This is a genomic window from Streptomyces sp. NPDC059874, from assembly GCF_042731135.1.
Taxonomy (GTDB): Bacteria; Actinomycetota; Actinomycetes; order Streptomycetales; family Streptomycetaceae; genus Streptomyces.
The window spans coordinates 18288-29830 of sequence record NZ_JBHWJY010000097.1 but is presented as its reverse complement, the minus strand read 5'-3'; the positions used below and the strand labels follow the sequence as shown (position 1 = coordinate 29830).

General features: G+C 72.1%; 9 protein-coding genes and 1 tRNA gene. 6 read left to right on the top strand and 4 right to left on the bottom strand.

The genetic code is table 11. The features are described from left to right. Positions 1-436 precede the first annotated feature (436 nt). The 3 genes from ACFV9H_RS36020 to ACFV9H_RS36010 form a co-directional block, all read right to left on the bottom strand. Positions 437-1309 carry a cellulose-binding protein gene (locus tag ACFV9H_RS36020; RefSeq protein ID WP_385406952.1) on the bottom strand — a complete coding sequence of 291 codons (873 nt, stop codon included), beginning with the start codon at positions 1307-1309 and terminating at the stop codon, positions 437-439. 130 nt (positions 1310-1439) lie between these two features. Next, a complete protein-coding gene (locus tag ACFV9H_RS36015) occupies positions 1440-3980 on the bottom strand; it encodes an SUKH-4 family immunity protein (protein ID WP_385406949.1) in 2541 nt (846 codons plus the stop codon). A 7-nt stretch (positions 3981-3987) separates the two neighbouring features. Beyond that, positions 3988-4983: an SMI1/KNR4 family protein gene (locus ACFV9H_RS36010; RefSeq protein WP_385406946.1), complete on the bottom strand. Its 996-nt coding sequence runs from the start codon at positions 4981-4983 to the stop codon at positions 3988-3990. A gap of 229 nt (positions 4984-5212) precedes the next feature. On the opposite strand from ACFV9H_RS36010, the gene ACFV9H_RS36005 reads away from it, so the two are divergent. Together ACFV9H_RS36005 and ACFV9H_RS36000 are read left to right on the top strand one after the other, a co-directional pair. Next, positions 5213-5785 (top strand): YwqJ-related putative deaminase, encoded by a 573-nt coding sequence (locus ACFV9H_RS36005; protein ID WP_385406943.1) that lies wholly within the window; start codon positions 5213-5215, stop codon positions 5783-5785. Between the two features lie 2 nt (positions 5786-5787). After that, positions 5788-6297: an SUKH-3 domain-containing protein gene (locus tag ACFV9H_RS36000; RefSeq protein ID WP_385406940.1), complete on the top strand. Its 510-nt coding sequence runs from the start codon at positions 5788-5790 to the stop codon at positions 6295-6297. Positions 6298-6440: 143 nt separating this feature from the next. Here ACFV9H_RS36000 and ACFV9H_RS35995 read toward each other — a convergent pair whose 3' ends face one another. Continuing rightward, a complete protein-coding gene (locus ACFV9H_RS35995; protein ID WP_385406937.1) occupies positions 6441-7730 on the bottom strand; it encodes a sensor histidine kinase in 1290 nt (429 codons plus the stop codon). A gap of 131 nt (positions 7731-7861) precedes the next feature. Between ACFV9H_RS35995 and ACFV9H_RS35990 the strand changes: the two genes are divergently transcribed. The 4 genes from ACFV9H_RS35990 (at position 7862) to ACFV9H_RS35975 (ending at position 11513) form a co-directional block, all read left to right on the top strand. Further along, complete coding sequence (locus tag ACFV9H_RS35990) at positions 7862-8767, top strand: hypothetical protein (protein WP_385406935.1); 906 nt, start codon at positions 7862-7864, stop codon at positions 8765-8767. Between the two features lie 6 nt (positions 8768-8773). Beyond that, positions 8774-8844 (top strand) — tRNA-Gln (locus ACFV9H_RS35985). A 108-nt stretch (positions 8845-8952) separates the two neighbouring features. Beyond that, entirely contained in the window at positions 8953-10401 is a 1449-nt protein-coding gene (gene glmU / locus ACFV9H_RS35980) for a bifunctional UDP-N-acetylglucosamine diphosphorylase/glucosamine-1-phosphate N-acetyltransferase GlmU (protein ID WP_385406932.1), read from the top strand. 134 nt (positions 10402-10535) lie between these two features. Beyond that, the gene (locus ACFV9H_RS35975; RefSeq protein WP_365170579.1) at positions 10536-11513 is read left to right on the top strand and encodes a ribose-phosphate diphosphokinase; all 978 of its coding nucleotides are present in this window, start codon (positions 10536-10538) and stop codon (positions 11511-11513) included. Positions 11514-11543: the final 30 nt, after the last annotated feature.

Here is an 11543-nt window from a genome sequence, read left to right as displayed (position 1 = left end):
TCGTCCTCGCGCACTGAGGGTCATCCCGGCTGCTGAGCCATGGTTGCGCGCTCGTCCTGCGGGGACGCCCCGCAGTGCCCCCGCTCCCCCCGACGACCAAAACCCCGCCCCCGTGGGCCGGGAGCACGCCGTTGGGGTGGGGACACGCCGGAGTGTCCCCGCAGGACGAGCGCGCAACCACGCTCACGGATCGAAGCACCTGCCAAGTGCGCGAGGACGAGGAGACACTCCGGCGGGGCACCGCCCCAACCCAGGCCGATCCCGCCCCAGGAAAATTCCAGCCCCGCCGGCGATTGAGGCGCGGGGTCCGGGGCAGAGCCCCGGCAACGAAGCCGCCCCGACCAGGCCGGTCCCGGCCAAGGGACAAACCCAGCCCCGCCGGGAGGCACACGGCGGAGCCCCCGGAACGGCGGCCGCGCAGCCGGACCCGCAGGGGTCAGCCCTCCGCCGGCGCCCGCCCCGTCAGCGCGGCCAGGCTGGACCGGACATGGCTCATGTGCGCCCGCATCTCCTCCTCCGCCTCCGCATGCTCCCGCAGGACCCGCTCCGTCTCCCGCCCCACCCGCTCCTCCTCGACCCGCGCCCCCGCCAGAACCTCCGCGGCCAGCGCATCCGCGTCCTCCTGGCCGTGCCGCGCCGCCTCCTCCGCCTCCGCGAAGCCCCGCCGGGCCTCCGCCAGCCGGGCCTCCGCGTACCGCTCCAACTCCTCGTGCCGCCCCACCAGCTCGGCCTCCCGCGCCGTCAGTTCCCGCTCCGCCGCGTCCCACCGCTCCGCCTGCTCCTGCTCACGCTCCGCCAGCAGCGCGTCCGACCGCCGCCGCATGGCCGCCAACCCGGCCGCCGCCTCCGAGCGCCACTGCGCCGCGTCCTCCCGCGCCGCCGCCCGCGCGTCGTCCGCCTCGCGCTGCGCCCGCAGCAGCCCCTGCCGGGCCCGGACCTCCGTCTGCTCCCGCACCGCCTCCGCGTCCTGCCGCGCCAGTGCCGCCACCCGCTCCGCGTGCGCCTCGGCCGCACCCCACGTCGCCGACGCGTCCGCGCGCGCGTCCACCCGTAGGGTCTCCGCCTCCTCCTCGGCCAACAACAGGATCCGGCGGGCGCGCTCGCTCAGGTCGTCGTACCTCTGCGGAGCCAGCGCGGCGACAGCGCCCCGCAGCCGCTCCGCCTCCGCCTCCATCTGCTTGGCCAGGACGGTCAGCCGCGCCACCCGCTCCCAGGCCTCGTCGCGACTGCCGGACAGCCGACCCAGATAACGGTCCACGTCCTCCACCCGATAGCCACGGCCGCGCACGATCGCAATGGGTGCACTCATCCTGGAAGGACCTCTCTCGCGGGGATTCCTGTCAAGGATGCGCCATTTGCTCCCGGAAGCCCGAATGGCCGGGCCGAAACCCCTTTCGAGGGTCTCGACCCGGCCATTCGACATCACGCGGGCGGCAGCGCTACAGCAGGCCGTCCCACATCTGCTCCAACAGCACCGACCACCAGCTCTCCGGCGAAGCCAACGCCGCACTGTCGAGCCCGGCCAGGTTCGACTGGAAGTCGACGGTCCAGCGGCCCGCCTGCTCCGGCGTCAGATGCTGGCGCAGCCGCCACATGTGACCCAGCATCGCCAGCGACCGTACGAACTGCGGCAGGCTCGAGTTCACGAACTGCGGCGGCACCGGCGCACCGCCCGGACCGCCCTCCACCGGCACCGCCACGATGTGCGCGGTCCCGTACTGCACGCAGAGCGCCTTGCCGAAGTCGCTGCCGACCACCAGGTACGAACCCGCGTCCGACGCCGGCTGCACCTGCCGCTGCGCCGCCATCTCGGCGAGCGTCGGCACCGGCTGACCCGGCACCGCCTGCGCCCAGAAGAACGGCCCGAAATCGACCGGCAGGCCCGACCAGACCAGCGTCTGCGCCACGATCTCCGGCACACCCTGACGGGAAACGGCCCGCTGGTCGAAACGGAACACGCCCTGCGGACCGAACGCCCCCGCCAGCTCCTGCGCGATCGCTTCGAGCGGGATCGCCGGCTGGAGCGGAACCTGCGGCAGCGGAGCCCGCACCGGCGCGGGGCGCGCCGGGCCGTCCGCGACCTGGTGCAGTTCGCCCTGATGGGTGAGCAGATGCCGCATGCCCTGTTGCCGGCCCGCGTGGTCCTTTCCGTACGGAGCCACGCTGGTGATCCGCACCTGCGGCCAGGTCTCCCGGATCATCCGGGCACAGTAACCACCCGGCAGTTCGCAGGACTCCAGCTCGGTGTGCAGCTCGAGCACCTGCTGCGGCGGCACGTTCATGGCGCGCAGCTCGTGCAGGATCTGCCACTCCGGGTGCGGGGTACCGGGCGCCGAGCGGCGGATGAGCTGCTGCTCGGAGCCGTCGGGCGCGCGGTAGCGGAGCACGGCCTGGTAGCCGGGCCCGACCGTGGGCACGCCGGAGGGAGCCTGGGGCGCATGAGGCGCCTGCGGCGCCTGGGGGTGCGCCACGGGCACGCCCGGAGGCGGACCGGGAGGACCGGGAGGCGCGGGCGGCTGACCCGTCACGGCAGGCCCCGCCAACATCGTCGCGGCATGGTCCAGCCCGCCACCGAGCGACCCACCACCCGGAACCCCGGGAGGACCTGGCGGCTGCGGTACGCCACCACGCGGAGCCCCCGGCGGACCGGGAGGCGCCGGCGGCTGACCCGTCACGGCGGGACCGGCCAACATCGTCGCGGCATGGTCCAACCCGCCACCGAGCGACCCACCACCCGGAACCCCGGGCGGACCAGGAGGCTGAGGCACCCCGGCACCGGGAGCCCCCGGCGGGCCGGGAGGCGCGGGCGGCTGACCCGTCACGGCGGGACCGGCCAACATCGTCGCGGCATGGTCCAGCCCACCACCGAGCGACCCACCACCCGGAACCCCGGGCGGACCGGGAGGACCGGGCGGCTGCGGTACGCCACCACGCGGAGCCCCCGGCGGACCGGGAGGCGCCGGAGGCTGACCCGTCACCGCAGGCCCCGCCAACATCGTCGCGGCATGGTCCAACCCGCCACCGAGCGACCCGGGAGCCCCCGGCGGGGTCGGCGGACCCGGCGGCGTCGGCGGCTGACCCGCACCCGATCCAGCGGCGCCACCGGCGCCACCGGCGGAGCCACCCGGCCGGGAAATCCGGGCCTTGCTCGTCGGCGCGTCGGCGATGTCCGCCGCCTGGTCGCCGAGCGCCGGCACGATCGCGGTCCTCGGCAGCTGGCTGCCGCCCGCCATCAGCGTGGTCTTCGCCTCGGGCGCCACCCCGGAGGACGGCGCGTCGTCCAGGTCCGACCCGGACAGCGGCGGCGCGAACACGGTCGCGGGCAGCGGCACGGACGCGTCGTCCGAGCCCGAGTTCACATCGGTCCCGGCCCACGGGGTGGCCCCGGCGGGCACCCCGTCGTTGGCGGTCGGCTCGTACGGGATCTCACCCCCGCGCCGCAGCGGCACCGCGTCCACCGGCTCCGAGGCCCGGACCGGAGCCGGCGCCGACACGGCGTCAACGGGCTCGACGGAAACCGGAACCGGGGCCGGAACCGGGGCCGGCGCCGAAACCGACACCGGCTCCGCAGCCACAACGGGCGGCGGCGTCACGGCCGGCGGAATCCCCGCCCGGTCCGCCGCCTCCTGCAGCCACTCCGGCGGGCTGAGCATGAACGACGTCTGCTCCGAGTCGATCCGCGGCGGCGGAACCGAAGCCTCCGAAGCCGACGCCACGGCAGCGGCCCCGTACTCCTCCTCGTACCGGCGGATCACCTCACCCACCGGCAGCCCCGGCCACAGCGTCACCTCACCGCTGTCCCGCGCGATGACCAGCCGCTGCCGCCCACCACCGGACACCGGACCGGCCGCACGGTCCTCCGCCCACACCACGAACCCGAGCCCGAACTCCCGTACGCGCACCTCACGGTGCTGGTACGCGGGCACGTCCCCGTTGATCCACTCCTCGGCGCGCTCCTGCGCCTGCGCGAACGTCACCATCGCGCTATCACCCCTCCACCCGTGCCGCACCCGACACGGGAACCGAGCGTGCGAATCCGCCGTCCACCATCAGACCGGCCACCGTTTCCAGTTCCGGCGGATTGCCCGCCAACCGCTCCAGAAAGGCGTCGAAATCACCGCCGCACGGCAGCAACAGCCGCTCCACGCGCTCCTGGACGGACCACCCGTCCCGGTCGCGCGCGTCGTCGTACGGGGAGAACCACATCGACCCGATCGACTCGCCCTTGACCTTCAGCGCGAGCAACCCGCCCTGCGCGAAGGCCACGCACAGGTAGTCCTTCGTCAGGTGGTCGCGCAGGCACTTGTTGGCGTAGACGAGGTCATTGACCGCCGCCTCCTCGCGCACCGTGAAGAACGGCTGGTCCACCAGCAGTCCGAGATCCACGTCCAGCCCCACGCCCACCGGCGCGCAGCCGCCCGCCGCCTTCAGGAACGAGCGGTACGCCTCCGGCAACCGGTAGCCGAGGTCCTCCTCGACGCCCTGGACCTGGGACTCGGAGACCGAGACCACCGACTTCGGCAGCCCCATGTGCGCCGGGCGCACCTCCTGCAAGGGTCGCGTGCCCCGCTTCTCGTGGTCCACCGGAGCGGTCGCCAGCCCGGCGTGATGCCGCAGCAGCGCCTTCACCTCCACCGGGACCAGCTCCATGCGCCGCGAGCCCGCCACGTGGTGCCAGGTCCAGCCGTGCGGGGTCGCGACCGAAGCGACCGTGTCCCACAGCTCGTGCCCGGCGGCCTTCATCGCGGCGTTCGCGGACACGCAGTCCGTCAGACGCAACTCGTCCACGCCGAAACCCTCCGGCGGTTCGGCGATCTCCACCGCCGCACGCGCGTACGCGGAGAAGTCCGGATGTCCGTTGCCGTCCATCCGCACTCCGTGGGGATGCCGAGCGGCCCGGACCGGGTCCGGGAAATGCACGACCTGCCCCGAGTAAGCGGCGTTGGGTGGCGCGGCGTGCTGCCCGAGCCGACCTGTCGTCATGGCGGTAGCCCCCTGCTGGATCTGGCTGGTTCACCACAGCCTATGCGCTGGGGCAAGAGCGTCACCCGCGCGCGACCGGCACACCCACCCACGGGCCGGGAACATCCGAATTGATACGAATATTCGACCCCGCTTCCGCATGACAGGTGACATTTGGCAGGCTGTCCCCGCAGCACGGGGGCGTGCGCACAGCGGCTACCACCGCGGCCACGGGAGGGAAAGCGCGACCATGCAGAACACGGCAACACGCACAGATCCGGCCGACACCACCGGCCCGACCACCGGACCCGCCACCGGTCCGGCCGCCGAACCCGGCGGCCCCGCCGGCGACCCCCGCCTGCGCTGGAGCAGCGCGAACGGCCGCCCCACCGCGCCCATCCTGCGCTTCCGCCGCGACGGCATCCTGCCCACCATCGCCGCCGCCCTCTCCGTACGCGGCGAAACCCTCACCGGCACCGCCGGCAAGGGCGACCAACCCCCCGCGCTCCACCCCCTCGTACAGGACTTCCTCGACACCCTCACGAGCGGCCAGCGCGAACGTTTCACCGGCCGATGCCCCGAAGCGATCCTGCTCTCCCGCCACCTGGCCACCATCGAAGGCGCCCGCTCCAAGCGCGCCTCCCGCAAACCCCTCTCCCCCAGCGAGGCCCGCCGCTCCCTCAAGCACGCGAAGATCACCGCCCGCCGCATCCGCGAGGACGGCGACCCCCTCCACGGCAGCTACGCACCACCCTGCCGCTCCTGCGAGGCCCTCCTCGCCCACTTCGGCGTACGCCCCGTCGACCTCACCCCAGCCGAGTAGCCATGACCACCACCTCAGCCTCCTACGACCGCTCCTCGGCCACCCGCTTCCCCGTCGCCGTGGACTCCGCCCTGCGCACCGCCGGCTGGGAACCCGGCCGGTGGGACATCAAGCAGGCCGAGTACTGGGCCGACGCCCTGCGCGACCACACCACCCCCGCCGGACACCGGCACACCGTCTTCCCCGCCGCCGTCGAGGCCTGGGCCGAATTCGGCGGCCTCACGGTCTCCGCCCCCGGCCCCGGCCGCCAGATAGCGCCCACGACGATCCGCGTGGACCCCCTCACCGGCCTCCACCTGGCCCGCACCTTCGCCGACCTGGGCCGCGCCCTGTCCACGGAGCTCTGCCCCCTGGGCATCGAGGCCGACGGGAGCTCCCACCTCGCCATCGACCGCGAAGGCCGCGTCTACGGAATCGACCACACCGGCGACTGGTACCTCGGCTCCGACACGGACGAGGCCCTCACCCTCCTCCTGACCGGCCTCCAACCAACCCGCCTCACAACGGGCTGAGCCCAGCCCCGCCGGCGCTTGAGGCGCCCCTCCAGCCCCGCCGGCGTTTGAGGCGCGGGGGTCCGGGGGCAGCGCCCCCGGCAACGGCGCCGCACCCGCGCCGGCACCGGCACCGGCACCGGCACCGGCACCGGCACCGGCACCTAGCCCACCCGCACCGGAAGCACGGCCGACACCTTGAACCCGCCCCCATCCGTCGGCCCCGACACGAACACCCCGCCGAGCCCCAGCACCCGCTCCCGCATCCCCACGAGCCCGTTCCCCCCACTCGGCAGCCCCGGCTCCGGAACCTGCCCGTCACACGGCCCGTTCTCCACCTGCATCGCCACCTCCCCGTCCCGGTGCGCCAGCCGTACGACGACCCGCGCGCCCGGAGCGTGCTTGTGGCAGTTGGTCAACGCCTCCTGCACCACCCGGTAGGCCGTCTGCTCCACCTCCGCCGGATACGCGGACGCGGACACCTCCCCCAGCACCACCATCTCCACGGCCATCCCGGCCACCCGGGACTGCCCGACCAGCGCCTCCAGCTCACCGAGCGAGGGCCCGTCCTCAAAGCTCCCCACCAACGCCACCGGCACGGCAGCGGCGGCAGCCCCGGCGGCCACAGCGACCCTCGCCCGCTTCACCGGCTCCTCCCGCCGCAGCACCCCCAACATCTCCCGCAGCTCCGTCAACGCCTGCCGACCCATGTCACCCACCAGCGCCGCGTTCTTCGCGGCCCGCGCCGGATCCTTGGCCGCCACCGCCTCCAGCGCCGCCGCGTGCACCACCATCAGGCTCACCCGGTGCGCCACGACGTCGTGCATCTCCCGCGCGATCCGGGTCCGCTCCTCCGTACGGGCCCACTCGGCCCGCTCCTCCGCCCGGTCCGCCAGCAGCGACAGCTCCCGCTCCAGCGAGTCCGCCCGCTCCTGCAGGCTCTCCATGAGCCTGCGCCGGGCCCCCATGTACAGCCCGAACAGCACCGGCGGCACGGTCAGCGCCACCGCCACGAAGACGGACAGCATCAGCACGAACGTCCGGCCGGCCTCCACGTCCCCGCTGGTCCGCAGGTACATCACGGCGAAGGTCGCGGCCAGCGCCATCGAGGTCAGCGTCGCGGTGATCCGCCGGGGCACCTCGGAGGAGGCCACCGTGTACAGCCCCACCACCCCGAGCAGGAAGCCCATCACGGCGGGCGTGATGGCGATCCCCACCAGCACCACGGCGACCGGCCACCGCCGCCGCACCACGAGCGCGGACCCCACCAGCAGCCCGAACAACACCCCGACCGCGGTCGGCACCCCCGCCTCCCCGGCGAAGCCCACGCCTTCCCATGCGCACTCGACGGCAGACACCCCACCGAGCGCCACGTCCACGACGACGTCCCGCCGCCGCACCCACCACCCCAAAGGCGGGCCGGCGCGGCCTTCCACATCCCCCGTACTGGTCATGTCCACCAGCGTACGCAGGGGCCCCAGCACACCGTCGACCGGAATTCCGGCAAACCCTCGGTAATCGCACGTACGACTGAACCGTCCGATATCCGAGACCTGAATCCCGAATTCCGGACGACATTGAGGCCATGACCGAAATCCGACGTCGCCCCGGCGACGGCACCGGCGGGCTCCGCCAGGGCACCGCGACCTTCGAATCCCTCCGCGAGCAGGCGGTGACCCTCCGCCGCGAGGGCCTCAGCCGCCGCCAGATCCGCGACCGCCTCCACGTCCACAACAACGACATCCTGAACCGCCTCCTGGAGGGCGAGCCGGCCCCCGAGTGGACGAAGCGCCCGAACGCGAAGGACGACCTCCGCACCCGCGCCCGCGACCTCCGCCTACAGGGCATGACGTACGACCAGATCCAGGTCGAGCTCGGCTGCTCGAAGAGCTCCATCTCCCTCTGGGTCCGCGACCTCCCGAAACCGGAGCGTCAGCGCAGCCCAGAAGAGGCCTCCGCGATCGCCAAGCGCGGATGGGAGCGCACCCTCCAGCTGCGCGAGGACGAAAGGCGACAGACCAAGGAACAGGCGACGGCGGAGATCGAGGCGCTCTCGGATCGCGAGCTGTTCATCCTCGGCGTCGGCCTGTACTGGGCTGAAGGCAGCAAGGACAAGCCCTACGAGCGACGCGAGCGCACCATTTTCGTCAACAGCGACCCCGGCATGATTCGCGTCTACCTCGCCTGGCTGGACCTTCTCGGGGTCGAGGCAGAGCACCTGCGCTTTCACGTGATGATCCACGAAAGCGCCGATGTCACAGGGGCCGAGGCGTTCTGGGCGGACTTCGTCGGCGGAGACCCGAGGCGGTTCCACAAGACCACGCTGAAGCGTCACAACCCGACGACCCAGCGGAAGAACACCGGCGAGGGATACCGCGGCTGCCTCGTCGTCCGCGTACTCAAAAGTGCGGATCTGTATCGTCGCATCGAGGGCTGGTGGTGCGGCATAGTAGTGGCTGCATCCGAAGCCGATCATCGGAATCGGACATAGCGGCTATCCCGGGTCGTCTAAGGGCAAGACGTCAGATTTTGGTTCTGATCATGGGGGTTCGAGTCCTCCCCCGGGAGCTCAGTACGTTCGGGTCCCGACCTACCGGTCGGGACCCGCCCTCCTTTCGGCCCCTTAACGCCCCGGTATCCTTCACGGGTCCACCCCCGAAGCCGAAGGGCATCCCCGTGAGCGCCAACCGCCCGGCAGCCGTCGTCGTACTCGCAGCGGGTGAAGGCACCCGCATGAAGTCGGCGACTCCCAAGGTTCTGCACGAGATCTGCGGGCGCTCGCTCGTCGGTCACGTCGTCGCCGCCTCCCGTGAGCTGGACCCCGCCCACCTCGTCGTGGTCGTCGGGCACGCCCGGGAGCAGGTCACCGCGCACCTCGCCGACATCGACGCCGGCGTCCGCACCGCCGTCCAGTACGAGCAGAACGGCACCGGGCACGCGGTCCGGATGGCGCTCGAAGAGCTCGGCGGCACGGTCACCGGCACCGTGATCGTGGTCTGCGGGGACACCCCGCTGCTCACCGGTGAGACCCTCAAGCAGCTCGCGGCCACCCACGAGGCCGACGGCAACGCCGTCACCGTGCTGACCGCCGAGGTGCCGGACTCCACCGGCTACGGCCGCATCGTCCGGGACGCGGAGAGCGGCGCCGTGAAGGCGATCGTCGAGCACAAGGACGCCACCGACGCCCAGCGCGCGATCCGGGAGATCAACTCCGGGGTCTTCGCCTTCGACGGGGCCCTGCTCGCCGACGCGCTCGGCAAGGTCCGGACCGACAACAGCCAGGGCGAGGAGTACCTCACCGACGTCCTCGGCATCCTGCGCGAGGCCGGCCACCGCGTCGGCGCGGCCGTCGGCGCCGACCACCGGCAGATCCTCGGCATCAACAACCGCGTGCAGCTGGCGGAGGCCCGGGCGCTGCTGAACGCACGCCTGCTGGAGCAGGCCATGCTCGCGGGCGTGACGATCGTCGACCCGGCCGGCACCTTCGTGGACGTGACGGTGACTTTCGGCCAGGACGCGATCGTGCACCCGGGGACCCAGCTCCTCGGGGCCACGCACATCGCCGAGGGGGCCGAGGTCGGTCCCAACACCCGTCTGAAGGACACCCTGGTGGGGGCCGGTGCCCGTGTGGACAACACGGTGGCCGAGGGGGCTGTCGTCGGGGCGCAGGCGAGCGTGGGCCCGTTCGCGTACCTGCGTCCCGGTACGAACCTCGGTGCGAAGGCCAAGGCCGGTACGTACGTGGAGATGAAGAACGCGACGATCGGCGAGGGCACGAAGGTGCCGCACCTGTCGTACGTGGGCGACGCCACGATCGGTGAGTACACCAACATCGGCGCGGCGAGCGTCTTCGTGAACTACGACGGTGAGCACAAGCACCACACCACCGTCGGCTCGCACTGTAAGACGGGGTCGGACAACATGTTTGTGGCACCCGTCACCATCGGGGACGGCGCCTACACGGCCGCCGGGTCCGTGATCACGAAGGACGTGCCGCCCGGCGCGCTGGCCGTGGCGCGGGGCCAGCAGCGGAATATCGAGGGCTGGGTGGCTCGGAAGCGTCCGGGAAGCGCGTCCGCGACGGCGGCTCAGTCGGCGGTCCAGGTGGACTCCGACGCCCGTTGAGGTGAACTGACCGGAAACGGGTACGTTCAGGACGGCGTACCGTGATAGGTGCACCCAATTCGGCTGGCTCACCGTGTGCGGGACGGACGCACATGGGGGCGAGCAGCTTTCAACACGTCTGAGGAGACAGTGCTGTGACCGGGATCAAGACGACCGGCGAGAAGAAGCTGATGCTCTTCTCCGGCCGCGCCCACCCCGAGCTGGCCGAGGAGGTCGCGCATCAGCTGGGCGTCGGCCTCGTGCCGACCAAGGCTTTCGACTTCGCGAACGGCGAGATCTACGTCCGCTTCCAGGAGTCGGCTCGTGGCGCGGACTGCTTCCTGATCCAGAGCCACACGGCTCCGATCAACAAGTGGATCATGGAGCAGCTGATCATGATCGACGCGCTGAAGCGCGCGTCGGCACGCTCCATCACCGTGATCGTCCCGTCCTACGGGTACGCCCGTCAGGACAAGAAGCACAAGGGCCGCGAGCCGATCTCGGCCCGTCTGGTCGCCGACCTGCTGAAGACCTCGGGTGCCGACCGCATCCTCACGGTCGACCTGCACACGGACCAGATCCAGGGCTTCTTCGACGGCCCGGTGGATCACCTTTCGGCTCTGCCGGTCCTCGCGGACTACGTGGGCGCCAAGGTGGACCGCTCCAAGCTGACGATCGTCTCTCCGGACGCCGGCCGCGTGCGCGTGGCCGACCGTTGGTGCGACCGTCTGGACGCGCCGCTGGCGATCGTGCACAAGCGTCGTGACAAGGACGTCGCCAACCAGGTGACCGTCCACGAGGTCGTCGGTGAGGTCAAGGGTCGCGTGTGCGTCCTGGTCGACGACATGATCGACACGGGTGGCACGATCTGCGCCGCGGCCGACGCGCTGTTCGCGCACGGCGCGGAGGACGTCATCGTGACGGCCACGCACGGCATCCTGTCGGGTCCGGCGGCCGACCGTCTGAAGAACTCGAAGGTCAGCGAGTTCGTGTTCACGAACACCCTGCCGGACCCGTCCGACCTGGAGCTCGACAAGATCACGGTGCTGTCGATCGCTCCGATGATCGCGCGCGCGGTGCGCGAGGTCTTCGAGGACGGCTCGGTCACCAGCCTGTTCGAAGAGCAGGCGTAACCGCGGTACTAGATCCTTTTTGTGGGCGGC

What these genes read in the sequence shown, in the direction of transcription:
- ACFV9H_RS36020 (WP_385406952.1), bottom strand. Translation starts at nt 1,309, where the DNA reads ATGAGTGCACCCATTGCGATCGTGCGCGGCCGTGGCTATCGGGTGGAG.
- ACFV9H_RS36015 (WP_385406949.1), bottom strand. Translation starts at nt 3,980, where the DNA reads ATGGTGACGTTCGCGCAGGCGCAGGAGCGCGCCGAGGAGTGGATCAAC.
- ACFV9H_RS36010 (WP_385406946.1), bottom strand. Translation starts at nt 4,983, where the DNA reads ATGACGACAGGTCGGCTCGGGCAGCACGCCGCGCCACCCAACGCCGCT.
- ACFV9H_RS36005 (WP_385406943.1), top strand. Translation starts at nt 5,213, where the DNA reads ATGCAGAACACGGCAACACGCACAGATCCGGCCGACACCACCGGCCCG.
- ACFV9H_RS36000 (WP_385406940.1), top strand. Translation starts at nt 5,788, where the DNA reads ATGACCACCACCTCAGCCTCCTACGACCGCTCCTCGGCCACCCGCTTC.
- ACFV9H_RS35995 (WP_385406937.1), bottom strand. Translation starts at nt 7,730, where the DNA reads ATGACCAGTACGGGGGATGTGGAAGGCCGCGCCGGCCCGCCTTTGGGG.
- ACFV9H_RS35990 (WP_385406935.1), top strand. Translation starts at nt 7,862, where the DNA reads ATGACCGAAATCCGACGTCGCCCCGGCGACGGCACCGGCGGGCTCCGC.